20 protein-coding genes and 1 tRNA gene are annotated in these 23,551 nt (G+C 52.1%); 16 read left to right on the plus strand and 5 right to left on the minus strand.

Annotated elements, in window-relative coordinates; all coding sequences use genetic code 11:
• Window positions 1-38: 38 nt before the first annotated feature.
• Complete coding sequence (locus AAG834_RS01010) at window positions 39-341, plus strand: integration host factor subunit alpha (protein WP_003675494.1); 303 nt, start codon at window positions 39-41, stop codon at window positions 339-341.
• The gene (locus AAG834_RS01015) at window positions 325-639 is read left to right on the plus strand and encodes a hypothetical protein (protein ID WP_342031014.1); all 315 of its coding nucleotides are present in this window, start codon (window positions 325-327) and stop codon (window positions 637-639) included. Before AAG834_RS01010 ends, AAG834_RS01015 begins: the two co-directional genes overlap by 17 nt.
• A 265-nt stretch (window positions 640-904) precedes the next feature.
• On the opposite strand, the gene AAG834_RS01020 is transcribed toward AAG834_RS01015, so the two are convergent.
• On the minus strand, window positions 905-2,341 hold the full coding sequence (locus AAG834_RS01020) for an NAD-dependent succinate-semialdehyde dehydrogenase (protein ID WP_342030982.1): 1,437 nt from the start codon (window positions 2,339-2,341) through the stop codon (window positions 905-907).
• 499 nt (window positions 2,342-2,840) lie between these two features.
• Between AAG834_RS01020 and AAG834_RS01025 the strand changes: the two genes are divergently transcribed.
• The 6 genes from AAG834_RS01025 to rpoD all read left to right on the plus strand — a co-directional run bounded on the left by AAG834_RS01025 (window position 2,841) and on the right by rpoD (window position 14,141).
• Window positions 2,841-6,005, plus strand: a complete 3,165-nt coding sequence (locus AAG834_RS01025; protein WP_342030983.1) for a TonB-dependent receptor domain-containing protein — start codon at window positions 2,841-2,843, stop codon at window positions 6,003-6,005.
• Between the two features lie 511 nt (window positions 6,006-6,516).
• Window positions 6,517-7,410 carry a Slam-dependent surface lipoprotein gene (locus AAG834_RS01030; protein ID WP_342030984.1) on the plus strand — a complete coding sequence of 298 codons (894 nt, stop codon included), beginning with the start codon at window positions 6,517-6,519 and terminating at the stop codon, window positions 7,408-7,410.
• 123 nt (window positions 7,411-7,533) lie between these two features.
• Entirely contained in the window at window positions 7,534-8,421 is an 888-nt protein-coding gene (locus AAG834_RS01035; RefSeq protein ID WP_342030985.1) for a Slam-dependent surface lipoprotein, read from the plus strand.
• A gap of 85 nt (window positions 8,422-8,506) precedes the next feature.
• Window positions 8,507-9,973 carry a surface lipoprotein assembly modifier gene (locus AAG834_RS01040; RefSeq protein ID WP_342030986.1) on the plus strand — a complete coding sequence of 489 codons (1,467 nt, stop codon included), beginning with the start codon at window positions 8,507-8,509 and terminating at the stop codon, window positions 9,971-9,973.
• A gap of 225 nt (window positions 9,974-10,198) precedes the next feature.
• Window positions 10,199-11,971, plus strand: a complete 1,773-nt coding sequence (dnaG, locus tag AAG834_RS01045) for a DNA primase (RefSeq protein WP_342030987.1) — start codon at window positions 10,199-10,201, stop codon at window positions 11,969-11,971.
• Window positions 11,972-12,191: 220 nt separating this feature from the next.
• Window positions 12,192-14,141, plus strand: a complete 1,950-nt coding sequence (rpoD, locus tag AAG834_RS01050; RefSeq protein ID WP_070513851.1) for an RNA polymerase sigma factor RpoD — start codon at window positions 12,192-12,194, stop codon at window positions 14,139-14,141.
• 350 nt (window positions 14,142-14,491) lie between these two features.
• Here rpoD and truB read toward each other — a convergent pair whose 3' ends face one another.
• Together truB and rbfA are read right to left on the minus strand one after the other, a co-directional pair.
• Window positions 14,492-15,406, minus strand: a complete 915-nt coding sequence (truB, locus tag AAG834_RS01055) for a tRNA pseudouridine(55) synthase TruB (protein WP_342030988.1) — start codon at window positions 15,404-15,406, stop codon at window positions 14,492-14,494.
• Between the two features lie 109 nt (window positions 15,407-15,515).
• On the minus strand, window positions 15,516-15,887 hold the full coding sequence (gene rbfA, locus AAG834_RS01060) for a 30S ribosome-binding factor RbfA (RefSeq protein WP_003685554.1): 372 nt from the start codon (window positions 15,885-15,887) through the stop codon (window positions 15,516-15,518).
• A 118-nt stretch (window positions 15,888-16,005) separates the two neighbouring features.
• Between rbfA and AAG834_RS01065 the strand changes: the two genes are divergently transcribed.
• The 4 genes from AAG834_RS01065 (at window position 16,006) to AAG834_RS01080 (ending at window position 19,351) form a co-directional block, all read left to right on the plus strand.
• Window positions 16,006-17,013: a Gfo/Idh/MocA family oxidoreductase gene (locus AAG834_RS01065; RefSeq protein WP_342030989.1), complete on the plus strand. Its 1,008-nt coding sequence runs from the start codon at window positions 16,006-16,008 to the stop codon at window positions 17,011-17,013.
• A gap of 196 nt (window positions 17,014-17,209) precedes the next feature.
• Window positions 17,210-17,836 (plus strand): uracil phosphoribosyltransferase, encoded by a 627-nt coding sequence (gene upp / locus AAG834_RS01070; protein ID WP_003744890.1) that lies wholly within the window; start codon window positions 17,210-17,212, stop codon window positions 17,834-17,836.
• 253 nt (window positions 17,837-18,089) lie between these two features.
• Complete coding sequence (locus AAG834_RS01075) at window positions 18,090-18,407, plus strand: DUF2322 family protein (protein ID WP_003763340.1); 318 nt, start codon at window positions 18,090-18,092, stop codon at window positions 18,405-18,407.
• Between the two features lie 137 nt (window positions 18,408-18,544).
• Complete coding sequence (locus tag AAG834_RS01080) at window positions 18,545-19,351, plus strand: DUF4198 domain-containing protein (protein ID WP_009313193.1); 807 nt, start codon at window positions 18,545-18,547, stop codon at window positions 19,349-19,351.
• Between the two features lie 108 nt (window positions 19,352-19,459).
• Here the strand turns inward: AAG834_RS01080 and AAG834_RS01085 are convergent, their stop codons facing one another.
• Window positions 19,460-20,020 (minus strand): pseudouridine synthase, encoded by a 561-nt coding sequence (locus AAG834_RS01085; protein WP_342030990.1) that lies wholly within the window; start codon window positions 20,018-20,020, stop codon window positions 19,460-19,462.
• Window positions 20,021-20,185: 165 nt separating this feature from the next.
• Here AAG834_RS01085 and AAG834_RS01090 point away from each other — a divergent pair.
• Window positions 20,186-20,278, plus strand: a tRNA-Ser gene (locus AAG834_RS01090).
• 233 nt (window positions 20,279-20,511) lie between these two features.
• On the opposite strand, the gene AAG834_RS01095 is transcribed toward AAG834_RS01090, so the two are convergent.
• The gene (locus tag AAG834_RS01095; protein ID WP_203026256.1) at window positions 20,512-20,970 is read right to left on the minus strand and encodes a c-type cytochrome; all 459 of its coding nucleotides are present in this window, start codon (window positions 20,968-20,970) and stop codon (window positions 20,512-20,514) included.
• 126 nt (window positions 20,971-21,096) lie between these two features.
• Between AAG834_RS01095 and AAG834_RS01100 the strand changes: the two genes are divergently transcribed.
• The 3 genes from AAG834_RS01100 to AAG834_RS01110 all read left to right on the plus strand — a co-directional run bounded on the left by AAG834_RS01100 (window position 21,097) and on the right by AAG834_RS01110 (window position 23,451).
• On the plus strand, window positions 21,097-21,924 hold the full coding sequence (locus tag AAG834_RS01100) for an SDR family oxidoreductase (RefSeq protein ID WP_342030991.1): 828 nt from the start codon (window positions 21,097-21,099) through the stop codon (window positions 21,922-21,924).
• Between the two features lie 133 nt (window positions 21,925-22,057).
• Window positions 22,058-22,534: a Fur family transcriptional regulator gene (locus AAG834_RS01105; protein WP_342030992.1), complete on the plus strand. Its 477-nt coding sequence runs from the start codon at window positions 22,058-22,060 to the stop codon at window positions 22,532-22,534.
• Complete coding sequence (locus AAG834_RS01110) at window positions 22,522-23,451, plus strand: CobW family GTP-binding protein (protein WP_342030993.1); 930 nt, start codon at window positions 22,522-22,524, stop codon at window positions 23,449-23,451. The genes AAG834_RS01105 and AAG834_RS01110 overlap by 13 nt, the downstream gene beginning before the upstream one ends.
• Window positions 23,452-23,551 lie beyond the last annotated feature (100 nt).

Raw genomic sequence — 23,551 nt, forward strand, 5'->3', positions numbered from 1 at the left:
GGTAATAATCTGCACCTGTTACAACAGAAGGTAATAATATGACACTAACTAAAGCCGAATTGGCCGATATTTTGGTAGATAAAGTCAGCAATGTAACCAAAAACGATGCCAAAGAAATCGTCGAACTCTTTTTTGAAGAAATCCGCAGCACTTTGGCACGCGGCGAAGAAATCAAAATTTCCGGTTTCGGTAATTTTCAGTTGCGCGACAAACCGCAACGTCCCGGCCGTAATCCGAAAACCGGCGAAGAAGTACCGATTACCGCCCGCCGCGTAGTAACTTTCCATGCCAGCCAAAAACTCAAAGGCATGGTGGAGCATTACTATGACAAACAACGCTAATCCCGTTATTCCTGCAAAACGTTATTTTTCGCTGGACGAAATGTGCGAACTGGTGCAAATCAGCCCGTCACAATTTGCCCAGTGGCAACATGAGAACGGTATTGTTGTCGGTTACGGCGGCGATCGTTACACCCGTTCCGATGTGGTGAAACTGTTGAAGCTGAAAGATACATTTGCGCCTTATGTCGACAGCTTCAGCCGTGATTCTTTGGATGCAAACGGTCATCCCGCTGCAAAGGCGGAAGAAGTCAAGGATAGCCTGAATCAAATTTTGGCAGATTTGGAAGCGTATTCATAATCACCATTTCGTATTTCAGCGAAAAATAAAAAACCGACCTTTGAGAGGTCGGTTTTTTTTTATTGGTGATGAAAAAGTTTAACAATACAATTTTATGCCAATTTCTATGCCGCAGGAAACGTAGGTACTACGGAGCCGATTGCGGCTTCAAAAAATTGTTTGTCTAGAGTTTAGATCTGGCAATATTGAAGTTGTCGGGTGAGTTAGAAGATAGGGCGATTATCTTGCTGAAGTTACGTTTTCAGACGACCTCCTGAGACCAAACTCAATCCGCCACATCGATACACAAATATTTCAATTCCAAATATTCGTCCGCACCGTATTTGCTGCCTTCGCGTCCCAGCCCGCTGCGTTTCACGCCGCCGAACGGTGCTACTTCATTGCTGATTAAGCCGGTATTGATGCCGACCATGCCGTATTCCAAGGCTTCGCCGACGCGCCACTGGCGGGCGGTGTCGGAGGTAAAGAGGTAGGCCGCCAAACCGTATTCCGTATCGTTGGCGGCCGCGATGACTTCGGCTTCGGTTTCAAAGCGGAACACGGGACACAAAGGCCCGAAGGTTTCTTCGCGCGCCACTGCCATTTGCGCCGTTACGCCGCTTAAAACGGTCGGTTCGAAAAACGTTCCACCCAACGCGCTGCGTTTGCCGCCGGTCAGGCAGCTTGCGCCTTTGGATAGAGCGTCGGCGATGTGCTGCTCGACTTTCTCCACCGCTTTTTCCTCAATCAGCGGCCCTTGGTTCACGCCTTCATCCAAGCCGTTGCCCAATTTGAGCATAGCCACTTTTTCACTTAATTTGCGGCAAAATTCGTCGTAAATACCGGATTGAGCGTACACGCGGTTGGTGCAGACGCAGGTCTGGCCGCTGTTGCGGAACTTGCTCGCCAGCGCGCCTTCGACGGCTTTGTCCAAATCGGCATCGTCAAACACGATAAACGGCGCGTTGCCGCCCAGTTCCAAACTGAGTTTCTTAATGTCTGCCGCGCTGTCGGCAAAAATTTTCGCGCCGACTTCGGTCGAGCCGGTAAAGCTGATTTTGCGCACGGTCGGGTTCGTGGCAAATTCATGGCTGATTTCCGAAGCGCGACCACTGACAACAGGCAACAAATCCTGCGGCACGCCCGCTTCGTAGGCCAGTACAGCCAACGCATACGCACTTAGGGGCGTGAGCGACGCAGGTTTGACTATCATCGCGCAGCCCACCGCCAAAGCAGGCGCGGCCTTGCGCGCAATCATCGCGGACGGGAAGTTCCACGGCGTAATCGCAGCGGTAACGCCGACGGGCTGTTTCAACACGACCAGTTTTTGCGACGCCTTCACGCTTGTCAGCACATCGCCGTCAATCCGCCGCGCCTCTTCGGCAAACCAGCGCACAAACGAAGCCGCATAATCGATTTCGCCGCGCGCCTCGGTCAGGCTTTTGCCCTGTTCCATGGTCATGATGCGCGCCAGTTCTTCTTTGTTTTCCTTCATCAGAAAATACCAACGCCACAACACATCGGCGCGCTCCAACGCGGTTTTTGCCGCCCATAATTTTTGTGCGGCCTCCGCCTTTTGAATCAGCGGCTTGAGGCCGTCTGAACGAATCGTGCGGACAAACGCCAAAGTTTCGCCCGTTGCCGGATTATCGACTTTGATGCTGTCTGGAATCGGAAGAAAAGAAATATCAGGATGGTTTAACAATGATGTAAAAGAGTTCATGCCTGCCCTCGTATGTATAGATGATGGATGAAGGTCATTATTCTCTTCATAGGTGAAAAGCGCAAACTGATTGAGCAGTTTGTGCAAAAGGAGAAAGAAGAGCCGAGGCACTGAATGGAAGCAGGCAACTAAAAGGTCGTCTGAAAATACCTTACAGGCTTGGTTAGGACTTTCCCATTTGAATTGTGAGAAAGTGTTTTAACTGACTGATAAGACATATTCAGGCGACTTTTTTATTTGGATTATTTATATAGAAATTAAATATTTTTATGTTGAAACAATAGAATAGGTTTTAAAAATATTTTAGCTGTTGAATGTGAATATATCGGATAAGTGTTTCCATATTATTAAAAGCTTGTTAAAATCATCAAAAATTATACAAATAATAATCAAAATCATTAAACCCATCTTTCAATTGACTTGCGGCAAAACCTTCCCGAGGTCGTCTGAAAATCTTCAGACGACGCTGTCTGACATTCCGCCACACAAGGAATCCGTTATGAAGCCAGTCAAAGTCAACACCCTTGCCGCCTGCATCACCGCCATCGGTTTCTCTCCCATCATTTATGCTGCCGATAATACGCCGACCGTCATTCTCGATCCCGTTACCGTCAAAGGCACACGCAATAAAGATGAAATCGGTAAAAGCCGAGTTTATACCCGCGAAATCGTCAACCTCTACAAAGGCAAGGAGGATGTCGAAACCTTCAAAGGCAACACCGTGTCCGACCTCTTCAGCGGCCTGCCCGGAGTCTACAGCGGCGAAGCGCGCAACAGCGGCGCGCTCGACCCCAATATCCGCGGCGTGCAGGGGCAGGGGCGTATCCCCGTTACCATCGACGGCACCGAGCAGGCGATTACCGTCTGGCGCGGCATGTTCGGCGCAAACAACCGCAACTATGTCGATCCCAATATCATCAGCAGCGTGTATGTGGAAAAAGGCCCGTCGTTCAACCGCGAGGTCAAAAGCGGTATCGGCGGTTCGGTGGCGCTGAAAACCCTCGAAGCCGACGACATCGTGCCCAAAGGTCAGAAATACGGCGTGGAAATCAAGGCGGAGGCCAGCAACAATTCCATCAAGCCGCGCAAAGCCACCTATGCCGAAAACGTGGACTACCGTACCTTGGAAAATCCTTTAAATGTAATGGGCGGATACTGGCGGTTTTATGCCGACGATTCCGACAGATTAACCCCGCGCTTCGGCGGCAAGCATAAATTTTCGGAAGACAAGGCCTACCGCATCGCAGCCGCGACCAAACAGGAAAATTTCGATGCCATACTCACCTATGCTTACCGCAACAAGGGCAATTACTTTTCAGGCAAAAAAGGCGCGCACCGTTACGGTTATTATTCTGCCGACAATGCCGAGAACCTCCGCAGGCTGAACGAACGGGGAATAAAGGAACTCAGCCCCGAAGCTCCCATTATCGGCCTCTTCTATACGCCAGGCGGCGAGGTGGCCAATACTTCGCTGGAAACCGAATCCTGGCTGGGAAAAACCACTTTCCGCCTGCCGAACAAACAGAGCATCAAACTCGGCCTGCGCCATACGCATTCCACCTTCGGCGAGGTCATGCCCTCGCGTATCCTCAGCGGCGGCGGTTTACAAGGTGAAAACGCCAATTCTCGAAACAAAATCGCCGAATGGCCGCAGGCGTGGGTCAAGCAGCGCGCCTACAATATCGACTATTCGTGGAAGCCCGAAGGCAGCCGCTGGATTGACTTCAACGCCTCGTTGTGGACTACCCGCACCCGCTCCAAAACCAATTCCTCCGGCGGCGTTCCCGGCGATATTGCTTGGACCGATGTGGGATGGAATGCGGCCGCCGACGACTGGATTCAAGGCCTTCGCAAAAGGCCCGGTTTGGACGAAGGCCTGCCGAATACCGACGGTCGCTTCAATACCCGCCAGGCGCAGGCGCTCTACGCCACCAACAACCGCAACGGTTTCAATTTCTCCAACCGCATGAAGCTGCGCGACAATCTCGAGTTGACCGTATTGGGCGACTTTCAGAACGAAAAACTGGCAACGCATAACGAATTTGCCGATTTATATGGCAACCGCTACAAAAAGGAATTTGATCAAAACTTGATCTATCCCAGTTCATTTCTTGATACTATCACCTACCCGCGCAACGGCAGGCGGCGCGAATACAACCTCGGCTTCAATTTCCGCTTCGAGCCGCGCCCGTGGCTGACACTGACCGCAGGCGCGCGCTATACCAACTTCTCCCTGCAAGACGACAGCGTTAAAAATTTCTTGGATAATGGTGGCGTATTGGAAGCAAACAGAGGGCTTCGATATAGAGCCGAAGTTGTGGCAACAAAAAAGGATTACGAAGCCTACCAAAAAGCCGATGCCTGCATCATGTCGTCTCCTACGTGCGAACCGACACAAGACATGTTGGATGCATCTGCTAAAATCAGTCCTGGATCTAACGGTATACCAGTGTATGTTAATCGAGCGCGTTTCGATTGGGCTAAAGACCAATACGGCAATCTGAATATGGCCGACCATCCGGTATTGAACAATCCCAAAGTGCTAACCCGTGTCGAGAACCCCGCCTATAATCCGGCTGATCCCAGCAGCCCGCGTTTTGTAAATAAATTCCAGGACTTTACGGCCGAGGGTTCAGGCGCACTTGCAGGCGACGTTACTTACAGAACCCCGCTGACCTCGGCGCAGAAGCAGCATGCGCTGAAGCAGAAAGGCAGCGGCTGGGCACCCGCCGCCTCGGTAACCTTCAATCTGACCGACTATGCCCGCGCCTACCTGCGCTATACCCAAACCCTGCGTTTTCCCAGCATTTTCGAGGGCACCGTAGGTGTTCCCATCAGCCCGCAGCTCAACACCACCTCAGTAAACCGCTATGGCTACCAATGGAAACCTGAACGCGGCAAAAATTTCGAGGTCGGCTATATCCACGACCTGACCGGAATGTTCCCGAAAATGCGCAAGGCCGATTTCCGCATCAACTATTTCCGCAATACCACCAAAAACATTATCGACCGCAACGACCAGCTTGAATTCGAACAATTCGACAAGCAGATACGTTCTGGCGCGGAATTGTCCGCCCGCTTCGATACCGGCAAGGTGTACGGCAGCCTCGGCCTCATCCGCACCATCCGCAACGATGTCTGCGACGAAGGTGCCGCATTCACTGATAAATTACAGTCAGCCGTACTGAGATTGCATGTTCAAAGCAGCGGTAGCAAACCGCTGCTGCGCGCGCCGACCTGTTTCCCCGGCGGAGTGGAAATTAAAGGTTACCTGTCATCTATGATGCAGCCGCGCTGGTCGGTCGATGCCGAATTGGGCGCACGTTTCCTGAAAAACAAACTGGATGTCGGCACCCGCTTCCACTGGCACAGCGACGTCTATAAAACCCGCGTAGACTCATGGCGCGGCTTCGAGCGGGCGGTTAACGACCATTACGCCACCGCTACGGACGAAGTCAAAGGCTATACTGACGGCATAGAAGATATGCGTTGGACCCCCACGGCCGTCGTCGATGCCTATCTGCGCTACCGCATCAACAAAAACATTACCGCCGAGCTGGTGGGCACCAACCTGACCAACCGCTACTATATGGACCCGTTCAGCCGCTCCTTCATGCCCGCACCGGGCAGGACGATCAGGATAGGGATTACGGGCAAATTTTGACCTATCGTCAGGCCGTCTGAAAAATACCGCCGCGCCAAAGCAGCCGGAAGATTTTCAGACGGTCTCTTCCTTTTCAGACGGCCTTCTCCGCCTTTTCAAACCCATCCATTACTCCCTTTGACAAAACCGCCCTTCCCACTACCCCGCCATTTCCGCACAACGGCAATCCGAACCTGTCATCACCTCGACAACAAATCCGCGCCATCTCCACGCAGACGGGAATGGGGGAAACAAAGCAGATTTATCCGTGCTGGCATTAGATATTTATGTAACCGCTACAACAATTATTTCTTTAGTTATATTTGATTAACGCAAAAGTTAATAGATAAAATATATTTAACAAAGAAGATAATTAAAATTATTTTTATTTGCATTAGTTGTAATCAGGCGTATAGTTCATATTACCTTCTGAATGCATTAAAGACCGCTTATCCGAATCCGGTCCGATTGAAACGGCCTTTTGTAAATCTTCGGAAGGCTTTTGTAAACACCATATTTAGGAGATTTAATCATGACACACGCTAAACTTCTGATGGCCTTGGCCGCTGTGTTTGCCGCATCTTCCGCCCAAGCTGAAATCTTACCTTCCGTTTCGGGTACTCAAGCGGGGGCAACGGTTACAAACAGCCGCCTTCCCCGTCATATCAAATTGGGAATAGAAGGAGAAGGCAATTACAGAGGCAAGGCTGCTATCAATGTTGTTGACCCCAGTCTAGCAGCCCTATCCAAACAGAAAAAGGTAGCTAATAACAATCCCACTCCGTTCGCCAAAGTAGATTCTATCGGAACAAGGCCATTTATCCGCCACTTGGCCAACGGCATTGTTAATAAGGACAGAAATGGCGTTATCGTTGCCCGTATGTACCATATGAGTGGTCCTGCTTGGAACGTGCTCTACAACAACAAAATATGGAAAATGCCCGACCACTCTCATTTGGGCCGTATGACTTATGGCAAAGTCGGCAATCTGGATGTGTATTTCGGCGAATGGGCGGATGTGAAAGCGGGAGCAGGTGCGGGTACTGTCGGTACCAATACTTCCGTGTTCTACAACGGCACGGGTAAAACTACCAGAATGCCGACCAGCGGCAAGGCTACCTATGCCGTCAAAGGTATCAACAATTACGTCAACCAGAACTCGCCCATCATGACCGGCACGCTGACCGCCGATTTCGGTGCCAAGAAATTGAACGGTACGATTACCAAAACAGGTTTGAGTGTTGCAATCGACAATGCCGTTATCAATACCGCCCAGGCTTCGTTTAGCGGCGCCGCCAAAGCCAACAGTAGCATCAACGGCAGAACCCAAGGCCATTTCTACGGCAACAATGCCGCCGCGCTGGCAGGGGTAGCCGATTTTAATAATCCTAAACTCAATACTGCCTTCGGCGGCACCAGACGCTAAAGCAGGCTGATTGGAAAACGATAATTATCCGTCGAGCGGAAGCCCCGCTTTCGCCCGATTCGGTTTCAGACGACCTTTAAACGAATTTTCAAAAAATATTCAGCTACATTAAAGAGGTTGATTATGAAACACACCGAACTTCTGATAATAGCGGTGGCTGTGTTTGCCGCTACCGCCGCGCAGGCACAGCCCCATTTTTTTGTATCCGGCACTCAAGCGGGCGCAACGGTTACGGACGGCAGGCAGCCGCGCTATATCAGGCTCGGAACCGAATCGTCAGGCTGGTACGGAAACAGGGCCTCCGTTCATATTACTTATTCCAATCTACTGACTTATAAAGGGAAAAGGCTGTACCACACCCATAAAAATTCGACTTCGTTCGCCCGTTTCGACGAAATCGGCAGATTACCGCTTACCCGCCGGTTATTTGACGGTATCGTCAACCGGGATGATAACGGCGTAACCGTTACCCGCCTTTACCGTATGTACAGCCCGATTTACAGATATGTCCCCGGCGGGGTACCCAACGATTATTCCAACCTGGGCCGTATGTCTTTTGCCAGGGTCGGCAACGCGGACGTGTATTTCGGCGATTGGGCGGACGTGCAGCCAGGTGCGGCGGCGGGAACGGCCGGAACCAATTATTCTGTGTTCTACAACGGTACGGGCAAAACCGCAAAAATGCCGACCGGCGGCACCGCCGTTTACTCGGTCAAAGGCATCAATCACTATGTCGACGCCAATACCGCCCTGCTGACCGGTGATTTAAAGGCGGACTTCGCTAAAAAAAGGCTGAACGGCACAATTAAACGCCCCGGCCTGAGCGTTACCGTCGACAATGCCGTTATCAACACCGCGAACGCTTCGTTCGGCGGCAGGGCTACGGCTAACGATGTAAGCGGTATGACCCGCGGCAATTTCTACGGCAACGATGCCGCCGCGCTGGCCGGTGTCGCCGAGTTCGCCCGAAATCCGAATCTCAATACTGCTTTCGGCGGTACGAAAAAATAATAATTGAAAACCCGAATGTCTGCCGGCCTGCTTCAGAGGCAGTCTGAAAACCCAATCCCACCACACCAAAAGGAAAGTAATCTAAATGAAACGCCTGCTCATCCTGCCCGTTTTTCTGAGCCTGCTGCCCCACGCGTTTGCCGACGACAGGGAAGACCGCTTCATGCAGCTCAAACAGGGAACGGAACTCCGCCGCGCGCAGCAGGAAAGGAATGAAGCGGACAATACGGCGATTGAGTTCGGCGCGGGAGAAGTGCAGGACGGCGAAGATTTGGCGTTGTCGCTGATGAAGGCGGTCAACGCGCAAAACGAGGAGGAAACGGCACGGCTGTTGGACATTTACCGCCGTCAGGATGATTACGATCCCGATATAGTGCTGTTTGCCGAGGCCAATCAGGCGGTGTTCCGCGACGATTTGAAGGCCGCGCTGGCGAAATACCGCGAGCTTTATCGCAAAAATCCCGAATTTCTGCGCGGCCGCCTGGATTTGGCGCGGCTGCTGTTTATAGACAAACAAAACAAAGAATCAGCGGCATTGTTCGACGGCATCGATATTCCCGAAGTGCCCGCCGTCAATGAGAAAATCAAAGTGTTTGCCGACGCTTTGAAGAAACGCGATGCGTGGAGCGGCTCGGTTTCGTTCGGCGCGGGTTACGACACCAACTTAAACCAGTCGTCGGGCGCGACGGTCGTCCGCAATCAGACAAGCTGCGGTTTCGATTCGAACGGGCAGCCGATTCTGGACGGCGACGGAATGCTGTCCTGCCGCAACGAACAGCTTGACGCCTACGCGCCCGATGCGTTGAAAAACCGGATGTGGGTATATGAAGCCAACTTGAGCAGACGCATTTCGCTCAACGGCCACCACGGTCTGCAACTGGGCGGCTACGCATGGGGCCGGCTCTATCCCGGCAACAAAGAATACGGCGAACACAATATCAACGTCAGCCCCGCTTACAGTTTTCAGAGCAAAGACCATTCCTTCAGTATCGGCCCGCAGGTGCAATACGAATGGTCGGGCGGCAAACTGCGCGACAGCAGCGCCGGCATCAGCACGGCATACAGCCGTACCTTTTCCGACCAAGCCTCGCTGGGTGTGCAGTTCGACCACAAATACGACCGCTACCGCGGCGAATTAAAACATTTCAACGGCCCGCAGACGCTTCTGTTCACCACCGCCATCTACGCCCTGCCGAAAGACTGGCTGGTATTCGGCGGCTACGACTACCTGCGCAAAAACAGCCGCGAAAAAGTGGATTCCTACCGTCGGCACGGCCTGCGCGCGGGTGTCAACAAGCGTTTTGAATCCGGCATCGACGCCACCTTTCAGGCAATCTGGCGTAAAACAGCCTATCAGGACTACCATGCCTGGCTGGAAACCCGCCGCCATGATTTCGAACGCACCTATCAGTTGGACATCAAATTTGACCGTCCTTTCCTCCGCGGCTTCGTACCCGTCCTCACCGTAAAACACACCGACAACAAAAGCTCGTCCTGGCTGAACCGCTACAAACGCAACGAATTTACCATCAAAGCAGAATACAGATTTTAAGCGCCCGAGGTCGTCTGAAAACGAATTTTCAGACGACCTCGAGGGTTTCTGTTGCATAAGCTGTCAGCTAAGGAGTCGGTTTTGTAAGAGTGCTATTTTTATCCTGAATACACGTTATAATACGAACCTTATTCCCAACCCGATTTGAGATTCTGTTTTCAGACGACCTTTAAGATCAAAGGTCGTCTGAAAACGTTTGTCCCGTCCATACGCATCCGCCGAACTATGATTCCATCCGATTTCATTGACGAGCTTCTGGCCAAAGTCGATATTGTCGATATTATCGACGAGCAGGTTCCGCTGAAGAAGGGCGGGGCGAACTATATGGCTTGTTGTCCGTTCCACAAGGAAAAGACGCCGTCGTTTTCGGTCAGTCCGACCAAGCAGTTTTATCATTGTTTCAGTTGCGGGGCGCATGGTTCGGCGATTGGTTTTGTGATGGAACATCAGGGGCTGTCGTTTCCGGAGGCGGTGCAGTTTCTTGCTGACCGTGTGGGCATGGTCGTGCCTAAAGTGCGCGGGCAGAACGATAATCCTGAAGTCCGCGCCGAACGTAAGAAAAAACAGCAGACGCTGGAGGAAACGACGGCAGCAGCGGCGGATTTTTACGCGCAACAGTTGAAATTCAATCCGGCGGCGAAGGCTTATTTGGACAAGCGCGGCTTGAGCGCGGAAGTCATTGCGCATTATGGTTTGGGCTACGCGCCCGACGGTTGGCAGCCTTTGGCGCAAGTGTTCCAACCGTACCCGAATACCGCGTTGGTGGATACGGGGATGGTGATTGACAACGAGGGTCGGCATTATGACCGCTTCCGTCATCGGATTATGTTCCCCATCCGCAATCCGCGCGGGCAGGTAATCGGTTTCGGCGGCAGGGTGTTGGACGACTCGAAGCCAAAATATTTGAATTCGCCCGATACGCCTTTGTTTGACAAGGGGAAAAACCTTTACGGATTGTATGAAGGACGTGCTGCGGTCAAGGAAGCAGGGCGGATTTTGGTGGTCGAAGGCTATATGGACGTGGTCGCGCTGGCGCAGTTCGGCGTGGGCTACGGCGTGGCGGCTTTGGGCACGGCGACGACGGCGGAACACGTCAAAATCCTGATGCGGCAGGCGGACAGTATTTATTTTTGTTTCGACGGCGACAGTGCGGGGCGGAAAGCGGCTTGGCGCGCGCTGGAAAACGCGTTGCCGCAGTTGAAAGACGATAAATCGCTACATTTTTTGTTCTTACCGGAAGAACACGACCCCGACAGCTACATCCGCGCCTATGGAAAAGCGCAATTTGAAGATGCGCTGTTGAATCAAAGCAAGCCTTTGTCGGAGTATTTCTGGGAACATCTTTCAGACGACCTCAATCTCAATACGCAGGAAGGTAAGGCGGAATTGGTGAAAACCAGTTCGCCGCTTTTGGCGCAAATCACCGCGCCGGCATTGGCTTATTTGTTGAAACAACGGCTTAGCGAACTGGTCGGCATTGATCCCGACAATCTCGCCCAACTGCTGGGGCAGGAAGCGCCGAAGCGGCACGTCAAACAAAAAAGCTACAAACTGCCTCCGATTTCCGTCAAACAGCCGGTCATGCTGACGCTGGTGCAACGGCAAATCCGCAGCCTCTTGATAAATCCGGATTGGGCTGCATATATAGACCTGCCCGATTATTTGGCGTTGGACGGCGATTTCGCCTGTCTTGCCAATCTCGCCGAAACCATTAAAAGCCATGCCGCCGTGCCTGCTACCGCGCAGGTTTTAGAGTATATGCGCGGTTCTCCTTATGAAGAAACCGTGAACCAAATCTTCCAATCGACACTCTATTCTGAAGAAATGGAAGGCGGAGGCGAAGAAGACCGCGAGAACTTCCAAATCGGCATGAAGAAACTCCTTAACGAGTTAAAATACAAGCAAATCGAAACCCTCAAGCAGAAAAGCCTGCAATCGGGTTTGAATGAAAATGAAAAAAAACTCTTGCTGTCGCTTTTGACGGCAAAGCAAAATTGAACGAACGGCAATCCCAGCCGAATCCAGCAACCTTCAGGCCGTCAGAAAAGCATTTTCCCAAGCTGCGAATATGATCCCGCAGAACACCCGTTCCAAAGAGCTTTCAGACGACCTCAGAGTGATAACCCAAAAGATTGACTTTAAATCGGTTATCACTCTGTTCCGCCTTCAGGTGCATCATGCAAACCGTCGGCACACCATCAGATCAAGAAAGTAATCCATGTCTAAAGACCAAAATCACGAAGACTATCAAGAACAGGACGACAACCGTCCGCTGACCCTCGAAGAGCAGCGCGCCCGCCTGCGCCAGCTCATCATTATGGGTAAGGAACGCGGCTACATCACTTATTCCGAAATCAACGACGCCTTGCCCGACGATATGTCCGATGCGGATCAAATCGACAACATCGTCAGCATGATTTCCGGCTTGGGCATCCAAGTGACCGAGCAAGCGCCTGATGCGGAAGACATTTTGTTGAGCGACAACGCTGCCGCCGTAACCGACGACGATGCCGTTGCCGAGGCCGAAGCTGCCTTGTCCAGCGCGGACTCCGAGTTTGGCAGAACTACCGACCCCGTGCGTATGTATATGCGCGAAATGGGGCAGGTTGACCTGCTGACCCGCGAAGACGAAATCATCATCGCCAAAAAAATCGAAAACGCCCTGAAAAACATGGTGCAGGCGATTTCCGCCTGTCCGGGTTCCATTGCCGAAATCCTCGCCCTGATCGAGCAAATCCGCAAGGATGAAATCCGCGTGGACGAAGTGGTCGAAGCCATCATCGATCCGAACGAAGTGTTGCTCAATGAATTGGGCTTGGGACACTTGGAAAGCGCGTCAAACGACGACGATTCGGGCAGCAGCGATGAAGATGAAGCGGATGAAGACGAAGATGACGACGATTCCGGCAGCGACTCCGAAGCCATGTCCGCCGCCCATCTTGCCGAATTGAAGCAAAAAGTGCTGGATCATTTCGCCTTCATCGAAAGCGAATACGGCAAGATGATCAAAAAGCTGGAAAAACACGACAGCCGCCACCCCGATTATCTGGCACACCGCGACGCCATCGCCAACAAACTTTTGGAAGTCCGCTTCGCCACCCGCCAAATCGAAAGTCTCAGCGGTAATTTGCGCAGCCGTGTCGAAAACATCCGCAAGCTCGAACGCGAAATCCGCGACATCTGCCTTGACCGCGCCCATATGGAACGCGACTACTTCATCCAAAACTTCCTGCCCGAAATCACCAACCTGAAATGGGTGGAAGAAGAAGTTGCCAAAGGCAGAGTCTGGAGCGACGCGCTCGACCGCTTCCGCCACGCCATCCTCGAAAAACAAACCGAGTTGGCGAACATGGAAAAAGAAACCCGCATTTCCATTGAAGAGCTGAAAGACATCAACAAAAACATGGTGTCGAGCGAAAAAGAAACCGCAGCCGCCAAGCAGGAAATGATTCAGGCAAACTTGCGTCTGGTGATTTCCATCGCCAAAAAATACACTAACCGCGGTTTGCAGTTCCTTGATTTAATTCAGGAAGGCAATATCGGCTTGATGAAGGCGGTCGACAAGTTCGAATACCGCCGCGGCTACAAATTCTCCACCTACGCGACATGGTGGATCCGTCAGGCGATTACCCGCTCGATTGCCGACCAGGCGCGCACCATCCGTATTCCGGTGCACATGATTGAAACCATCAACAAGATGAACCGCATCTCCCGCCAGTATCTGCAAGAAACCGGCGAAGAGCCCGATTCCGCCAAACTTGCCGAGTTGATGGAAATGCCGGAAGACAAAATCCGCAAAATCATGAAAATCGCCAAAGAGCCGATTTCGATGGAAACCCCGATCGGCGACGACGACGATTCGCACTTGGGCGACTTCATCGAGGACGCCAACAACGTTGCCCCTGCAGACGCCGCGATGTACACCAGCCTGCACGAAGTCACCAAAGAAATCCTCGAAAGCCTGACCCCGCGCGAAGCCAAAGTCCTGCGTATGCGCTTCGGTATCGACATGAATACTGACCATACGCTCGAAGAGGTGGGCAAACAGTTTGACGTAACCCGCGAACGTATCCGTCAAATCGAAGCCAAAGCCCTGCGCAAACTGCGTCATCCAACCCGCAGCGACCGCCTCAGAAGCTTCCTCGACAGCGAAGACAGCAAACTGTAAAACAGCAAACCGCAGGTTTATCCCTGCGGTTTTTTATGGGTAAGAGGTCGTCTGAAACAGAAGTTGTACGTTTTCAGACGACCTGTTTTGTGTTCATCACACTATGTTTACTTAAAACCCGTAGCGTGGGCTTTGCCCGCGGATAATAGGGGAAGTTTCGGCAGATTTTTTACTTATTATCTCCAGCTCTTTTACTCATCATCTTCGTGGGCAAAGCCCACGCTACATTGCGTTATCTTTCCTAGACCGGCTGGCAATCAAAACATGGTTGTAAAAAAGGTCGTCTGAAAAACCGTTTTCCCGCTTTTTCAGACGACCTTTCCTATATTTTCACTGAATCATCAAACCATTCAGTCTTTCGCCGTATTCATCAGCCGCAGGGCTTTGAGGCGGCTGATTTCTTTTTGGTATTCCACCAAGCCGATAAATGTTCCGCTTCTGTCGTAAACGCGGATGGGCTGATTGACGGGGATGTTCTCGGTAAACTGCGGGCGCTGGCCGCATTTGAGCATGGCTACGGCGCGGTCGTTCAGTTCGATTTTGGGGAAGTGCCGCACTAAAACGTCGCAGGGCAGGAGTAGGGCGTCGCGGTCGGTTTCGTTTAATTCTGCCAAGGCTTCGAGCGTGTGGCTTTCGCGGATGGAGAAACCGGCGGTTTCGGTGCGGCGCAGGGCGGTCAGGTGGGCGAACGTGCCGATGTGTTTGGCGATGTCTTCGCTGAGGGTGCGGATGTAGGTGCCTTTGCTGCAACGTACGTCGATGACGGCTTTGGGTGCGTCAAACTCGGTAATATCAATGGCGTAAATGGTGATGTCGCGCGGTTTGCGTTCGATGACGATGCCTTTGCGGGCGTATTCGTACAGCGGTTTGCCTTCGTGTTTGAGGGCGGAAAACATCGGCGGCACTTGGCGGATGTTGCCTGTCAGAGCTTGGCAGGCCGTCTGAAATTCGGCTAAGGAAATATCGGCGCGGGCAGTGGCGATGATTTCGCCTTCTGCATCGCCGGTGCTGCTGGCTTCGCCGAGTTTCAGCGTGGCGGTGTAGGCTTTATCGGCATCCAGCAGATATTGGGCGAACTTGGTCGCTTCGCCGAAGCAGACGGGCAAAAGTCCGGTTGCCAAAGGATCGAGTACGCCGGTATGTCCCGCTTTTTCAGCGTTGTAGAGGCGGCGGGCTTTTTGCAGGGCGGTGTTGCTGGAAAGTCCTTCGGGCTTGTCGAGCAGGAGGACGCCGTTGACGGGGCGTTTGGCAGGTTTGGCGGTCATGATGGTGGGGAAGGGTAAGCGGCAGTTGTGTGGGCGGGAAATGATTGCAAAAGGTCGTCTGAAAACAGGTTCGCGCTTTGACTGCGGCGTTTTCAGACGACCTTTACCTTTAATCTTCCACCGGCTTTTCCGCCGCTACTTGGTCGATGAGGCTGGAAATGCTCATGCCGCGTTCGAGCGATTCGTCGTATTTGAAGTGCAGTTCGGGCGTTTTGAAGAGTTTGATGCGTTTCGCCAATTCGCTGCGCAAGTGACCTTTGGCGTGTTCCAAGGCTTCTTCGGTGATGTCGCGGGTGCTGTCGTCGAGGACGGTGTAGAACACGGTGGCGTGGCTGTAATCGCGGGTAACTTCGACTTCGTTGATGGTGATGAAGCCTGCGCGCGGGTCTTTCAGTCCGGTGCGGACCAGCTCGGCCAGTTCGCGCATGATTTGTTCTTTGACACGGTCTTGGCGGGCATAGCCGCGTTGCGGTTTTCTCATGGTTTTCCTTAAACGGAGGCGGCCGTTTCAACTTTGTTTTCAGACGGCCTGTGTGAAATAAGTACGGTATTATAACGGATATACGGCAATTTGAGGTCGTCTGAAAAGGAGTTTGGCTATGCGGAAAATCAAAATCGGATTGGCGGGGTTCGGCATGTCGGCACAGGTGTTCCATCTGCCGTTTTGGCGTGCGGATGCGCGGTATGAAGTCGTGCGCGTGTTTGAACGCAGCGGCAACAAAGCTCAGGCAGTCCTGCCGCAGGCGCAGACCGTGCGTTCGTTTGAGGAATTGCTTACCGACGATGTGGATTTGGTGGTCGTGACCACGCCGAACCAGACGCATTTCGATTTTGCCGCTCAGGCTTTGTGTGCAGGTAAAAATGTGGTGGTGGAAAAACCATTGTGCGCCACGGCGGCGCAAGCCTTGCAACTGGCGGAACTTGCCGAGCGGCAGGGCGTATTGCTGACCGTTTACCAAAACCGCCGTTGGGACAGCGCGCCGCTGACCGCCAAAAAGCTGCTTTCAGACGACCTTTTGGGCGAAATTGTGGATGCGGAGTTCCGTTTCGAGCGTTATGCGGCTGCCTTGAACAAAAAACGCTGGAAGGAAACGGGCGAGGCGGGCGTAGGGCTGGTGTACGATTTGGGTTCGCACCTCATGGATATGGCGGTCGATGTTTTCGGGATGCCCGACGAGCTTTATGCCGACGTGCGCTATCAGCATGACGGAGCAGTCAGCGACGATAATTTCTATATCGCGCTTTATTACGCCGACGGCAAAAAAGTCGCCCTGACCGCAAGCAAATATGCCCGCGAGCCTTTGCCGTTCATGACTTTGCACGGCAAACGCGGTTCATACGTCAAACAAAATGCCGACAACCAAGAAGCCCTGCTGCTCGGCGGCGTGCAACCCGTCGGAGCGTGGAACCGTGAATCAGAAGACGAAAGGGGCATCCTGCATACGGAAATCGACGGTGTGGTCGTCCGCAAAAAAATCGAAAGCGTCAGCGGCAATTATGCGGCGTTTTATGAAAACCTTTATGACGCGCTGCAAGGTAAATCTCCCGCAGCGGTGCAACCGCGCCAAGTGGCGCAAGTGCTGGGACTGCTGGAAGAAAGTATATGAAAGCGCGAAGTTGGGGTGTCGGGTGAAGGTGTAGGGAGCGGTTTAAACCGCCAGATAGAAGAGTGGGGCAAAACCATTGGGGAAACGTAAGCCTGAAGATCGCAGAAAATAAGCCGCCGTTGCGTATCCTTTATTTTGTTTCATTATAAAAAAAAGTATAATCACACCCATTCAAAAACAATCCGAGGCCTGCCAAATGAACGTAACCGTTATCAATCACCCCCTTGTCCGCCACAAACTCACGCTCATGCGCGAGGCCGATTGCAGCACTTACAAATTCCGCACCCTCACTACCGAGCTGGCGCGCCTGATGGCTTACGAAGCCAGCCGTGATTTTGAAATTGAAAAATACATTATCGACGGCTGGTGCGGTCAAATCGAAGGCGACCGCATCAAGGGCAAAACCTTGACCGTCGTCCCGATTTTGCGTGCCGGTTTGGGTATGCTCGACGGCGTGCTCGACCTGATTCCGACTGCCAAAATCAGCGTGGTCGGATTGCAGCGCGACGAAGAAACGCTTAAACCCGTTTCCTATTTTGAAAAATTCGTGGACAGCATGGACGAACGTCCCGCGCTGATTATCGACCCCATGCTCGCTACCGGCGGCTCTATGGTTGCCACCATTGATTTGCTGAAGGCGAAAGGCTGCAAAAATATCAAAGCGTTGGTACTCGTTGCCGCGCCCGAAGGCGTCAAAGCCGTCAATGAAGCGCATCCCGACGTCACCATCTACACCGCCGCCCTCGACAGCCATCTGAACGAAAACGGCTACATTATCCCCGGCTTGGGCGATGCGGGCGATAAGATTTTCGGTACACGCTGATTCGTGATTTGAGGTCGTCTGAAACTGAATGTATGGGTTTCAGACGACCTTTTTATAGTGGATTAAATTTAAATCAGGACAAGGCGACGAAGCTGCAGACAGTACAGATAGTACGGAACCGATTCACTTGGTGCTTCAGCACCTTAGAGAATCGTTCTATTTGAGCTAAGGCGAGGCAACGCCGTACTGGTTTAAAGTTAATCCACTATACAAGGTATTTTTCGTTGAAAATCCCATGTTAGAAAGGACAACCATGAGCTTCCAAGACAACCTCGCCGCCATGCCCGACATCGGTCATTTGAGCGGACTCGACATCCTCGACGCACAAGGCAAAGCCGTCCATCACATCCCCAACGCACCCGGCAAGCAAGGCTCGCTCAAACTGTACAACGCTTTGGCATTGAATTTCGGCGGCAAACTCGATGCCGCAGCAGCAGCGCAGGGTTTGGATTGGTTTGCCGAACATGTTGCCGATGCGCAAGCCAATCCGGGCAAACATCCCAATATCGATCTGCTGTTGCAAGTGAAAAACGAAAACCTTAGATTGCTTCTAAAGCCGGTTAACGCTTAAACATCAGCTAAGCGAAAGGTCGTCTGAAAACAGAAATCCTGTTTTCAGACGACCTTTTTTTATGAAACTGTTTTGTTATAAATAAAATTGTTATATTATAACCAATCAAATTTCTACCCGATACATTTGGAGAACCCATGAAAAAAACCGCATTGTTTATCGCATCTGCACTCCTGTTCAGCACAACCGCCCAAGCACACCGCGTCTGGGTCGAAACCGCCCATACGCACGGCGGTGAATACCTGCAAGCCGAATTGGGCTACGGCGAGTTCCCCGAACTTGAACCCATCGCCAAAGACCGCCTGCACATTTTCAGCAAGCCCATGCAGCTGATTACCGAAAAAGGCAAAGAAAATCTGATTCAAAAAGGGACGTACAACTACCAATACCGCAGCAAACTCCCTGTCAAAGACGGCAGCTACCTCGTTACCGCAGAATACCAACCAACCTTCTGGTCTAAAAACAGCGCAGGCTGGAAACAGGCGAGCATCAAAGAAATGCCTGACGCCAGCTATTGCGAACAAACCCGAATGTTCGGTAAAAACATCGTCAATGTCGGACACGAAAGCGCGGACACCGCCGTCATCACCAAGCAAGTCGGACAACATCTAGAAATCGTTCCGTTGGACAACCCCGCCAACGTCCACGTCGGCGAACGCTTTAAAGTCCGCGTCCTTTTCAACGGCGAGCCGCTGCCCAACGCCACCGTTACCGCCACATTTGACGGTTTCGACACCAGCGACCGCAGCAAAACCCACAAAACCGAAGCCCAAGCCTTCTCCGATACCACGGACGACAAAGGCGAAGTCAGCATCATCCCCCTGCGTCAAGGCTTTTGGAAAGCCAGCGTAGAACACAAAGCCGATTTCCCCGATCAAAGCGTGTGCCAAAAACAGGCGAACTACACCACCCTGACCTTCCAAATCGGTCATACGCATCATTAATATCCAATAACAAAGGTCGTCTGAAAACCGTATTGCAGGGGTTTCAGACGACCTTTTTTGTTATCAGCCAATCAATTTCAGCCAATTAATTTAATAAAAAGCCATCCATCAAGGCTTATGCGGCGCAAACGTCCATTGCCCAAGCCCCAAGCCCAAATCAAACACGTTCAGACGACCTATTGCCACCCTGACCAAACGCAGGCACGGAAAACCCGCCTTAGCCGTCATCCGCCTGACCTGTCGGTTTTTCCCTTCCGAAATCCGAATTTCCACCCAAAAATCAGGCACGGACTTGCGCACGCGGATAGGCGGCACGCGCGGCCATAAAACATCCGCTTCGCCCGCTTCCAACACGCGAACCTTTGCTGGACGCGTGACAAAATCCCCCAAATCCACACCGCGCCGCAGCATATCCAGCTTCGCTTCGTCAGGCGAACCTTCCACCTGCGCCCAATAAGTTTTCTCCAGTTTAAACTTAGGATCCGCAATCCGCGCCTGCAAACGCCCGTCGTTTGTCAGCAGCAGCAAACCCTCGCTGTCCGTATCCAAACGTCCCGCCGGATAAAAGTCCGGCAGCGCCACATAATCTTTCAAACAGCCATACTTTTCATGCGCCGAAAACTGGCAAATCACGCCATAAGGCTTGTTCAATACGATTAAATCATTCATTTTCATCACATCCTGAAAGCAAGCATGAATTGTACCAGCCGCCGCATACGGGCTACAATTTCACGCTTCTTTATATTTTATACAAATGATTTCATACGGTTAAAAAATACCCTCAGGCTCGGCTTGACACGTCCGAGTCAAACCAGTATATTACGCACTTCCTTAGGAGTAATGGCTGAGAGGCTGAAGGCACTTCCCTGCTAAGGAAGCATGTGGGGTCAACCTGCATCGAGGGTTCGAATCCCTCTTACTCCGCCAACATACGAAAACCCGTCGATTATTCGGCGGGTCTTCTTTTTAGCGTTTTTGTGAAAACAAGGATAACTGACAGGCAAACCGTCAAACTTGACGTTTACGGAACATGAAAGCGTTTGCGCGCAGGTTGGATTGCCGTTGAAACCGATTATTAAGCACAGCAATCATTAAAAAATCAAAAAAAGGTCGTCTGAAACCGGATTTCAGACGACCTTTTTGTATGTCAGTGCAGCAGCTTATTCTTCCGGAGCGCGGAAGGTGTCGTGGCAGGATTTGCAGCTTGCGCCGGTTTCGCCGTAAGCGGCTTTGATTTCTTCCAGCTTGCCGGTTTGCGCGGTGGCGTTCAGTTTTTCAACGGCTGCGGCGAATTTGTCTTCTTCGGCTTTGAATTTGGCCGCATCAGACCAAACCGCAGGCAGGGCGCGGCCGTTGCCTTTGTCGTCAGATTGGAAGAAGGTGAAAGGTTTTTTGCTGGTTTCGGCAAAAGTTGCCGCAGCCTGCTTGAATTTTTCCACGTCGTAAGGCTCTTCGCCTTTTACCATTTTGCCCATGCTGGAGAACTCGGGCATCATGGATTTGAACGCGGTGGTACGGTCTTCGGAGATCGGACCTTTGGGTTGCGCGGGTGCGCCGCCACCGCAGGCGGCAAGGGTCAGGGCAGCGAGCAGCGCCGCTGAGAAGAGTTTGGTATTCATGGCTTTGGTGTCCTGTGATAGTATTTTGTTATTCATATTTTTCAGACGACATCCAAAGAGGTCGTCTGAAAAGTCGTAATCATACCTGAAATGGGTTTACAAAACGAGAAAAGAAAGGAAATAGTTATGGCGATTTTGGTTACCGGCGCGTCAGCCGGTTTCGGCGAGGCGATGTGCCGCACGTTTGTACAGGCCGGTTATTCCGTTATCGGTGCGGCACGGCGCGGCGAGAAACTGCAGGCATTGGCGGCCGAATTGGGCGAGCGGTTTTATCCTTTGGAAATGGACGTTTCGCGTACCGAGTCGATACGCAACGCGCTCGACAGCCTGCCTGAAAATTTTGCCGAAATCGATTGCCTGATCAACAACGCCGGATTGGCTTTGGGTTTGGAAACGGCGGACAAGGCGGATTTCAGCGATTGGGAAACCATGATTCAAACGAACATCGTCGGTTTGACTTTCCTGACGCGTCAAATCCTGCCGCAAATGGCGGAGCGCAAACAAGGCTATATCATGAATCTGGGTTCAATTGCCGGCAGCTATGCTTATGAAGGCAGCAACGTGTACGGTGCGACCAAGGCGTTTGTGCGCCAGTTCAGCATGAACCTGCGTGCGGAATTGGCGGATAAAAACATCCGCGTTACCAACATCGAGCCGGGTTTGTGCGGCGGTACCGAGTTTTCCAACGTCCGCTTTAAGGGTGATGACGAGCGGGCGGAAAAGGTTTATGAGAACGTCGAATCCATCCGGCCGCAAGACATTGCGGATACGGCTTTGTGGCTTTATCAGCGTCCGGCGCACATGAACGTCAATTCCATCGAAATCATGCCCGTCGCCCAAACGTTTGCCGGTATGAAAGTCATCCGCAATACGCTGCCCGTGCCTGCGCAGGCGGAGAGTTTCGAAAAACAAAGCATGTCTTTGTTTGCACGGATTAAGTCGTGGTTTAAATAGGCAGATTGGATGGGATGGGTCGTCTGAACGGTGGCGCTCGGTTTCAGACGACCTCCGAATATCTGCATCTTACATAAACACGTTATAATGTAATCCTCTCCGTTCAGAATTTTAAGGTCGTCTGAAAGCCTTTATGAAAAACGCAATCAAACAAAAAATCCTCGAACAGGCACGCCGTGACGGCGTACAGGTAACCGCTTTGCGCGAGCAGGTGCTCGATATCGTTTTGCAGCAAAGCGGCGTGATTAAAGCCTACAACGTCTTGTCGCAGATGCAGCAGCAAAGCGAGGGCGTGGTTGCGCCGCCGACGGCCTACCGCGCCCTTGATTTTTGGGCGGAGCAGGGCGTTTTGCACAAAGTGGCGGCGGTCAACGGCTATATTTTGTGCAGCCATGCGCAGCACGAGTGCGACGACCATTGCCACGACCACGAAGAAGCCGAAGCGCACCATAGCGCATTTATTTTGGTCTGCACCGAATGCGGTACGGCGGACGAGCAAACCCTGAGCCACGAATGGGCTGCACTGCGCGCAGGTGTTGCCGAAAGCGGCTTTGCGCTGAAAGAAGAACACGTTGTTTTAACTGGAATCTGTAAAAAATGTCAGAAGTGAAAAAAACCAAAGTCCACCTGATTTCAGGTTTTCTGGGAACAGGCAAAACCACCGCGCTCAAAAGCCTGATGGAACAGAAAGACCCGAACGAGAAATGGGTCATCATCGTCAACGAGTTTGGCGAAATCGGTATTGACGGCGCCGTACTGAGCGACAACGGCATCCCCGTGGCAGAAATCGCCGGCGGCTGTTTGTGTTGCACCGCCGGTCCGCAAATGGGCGTAACCGTGCAGAAAATGCTGCGCGACGCCAAGCCCGACCGCCTGATGATTGAAGCAAGCGGACTGGCGCATGCCGCCAGCGTCATCGACGAATTGAAAGCCAAACCGCTGGACAGCCTTTTGGAAATCGGCGCCGTCTTTACCGTCGTCGATCCGCGCCAGTTCATCAACCCCGATTACGCGCAGCAGGCATTGTATAAAGACCAAATCGGCATCTGCGACGTATTGGTCGCCAGCAAAACCGATTTATGTACCCCCGAACAGCTTGCCGAATTTCACGACAAAGCGGCAAAACTGTTCCCGCCCAAAGCCAAAGTGGTTGAAGTCCAAAACGCACAACTCAACATCCAATGGCTCGACATTCCCGTCATCGAAAAATCACGCTACCGCCTCAAAGCCCTGCCGGACAACACCATGGGCTTCCAGTCGCAAGGTTTCACATTCCCCGCCGGACGCGATTTTGACGGCGAAAAATTGACCAACTTCTTCAACGACCTGCCCAAATTCACAGACGGTCTCGTCCGCGCCAAAGGTGTGTTCCAAGTGCTCGGCACATGGGTGTGGCTCAACTGGGTGGACGGGCAGTGGGGCGCTAACCAAGTCTCATGGCGGCGCGACTCGCGCTTCGAGCTGATTGCCAAATCGTTTGATGCGGATTTGATTGAGAAGAAACTGCAAGAGGCTTTGGAGAAATAAGGAAGGTCGTCTGAAAGTTTGTCGCAGCAATTTTCAGACGACCTAAACGATAGTGAAGTCTATTGTTTCAACTGTCAGAATAATATAAAGCAACTGCGTA

The organism is Neisseria sp. Marseille-Q2251, assembly GCF_940793045.1.
GTDB lineage: Bacteria > Pseudomonadota > Gammaproteobacteria > Burkholderiales > Neisseriaceae > Neisseria.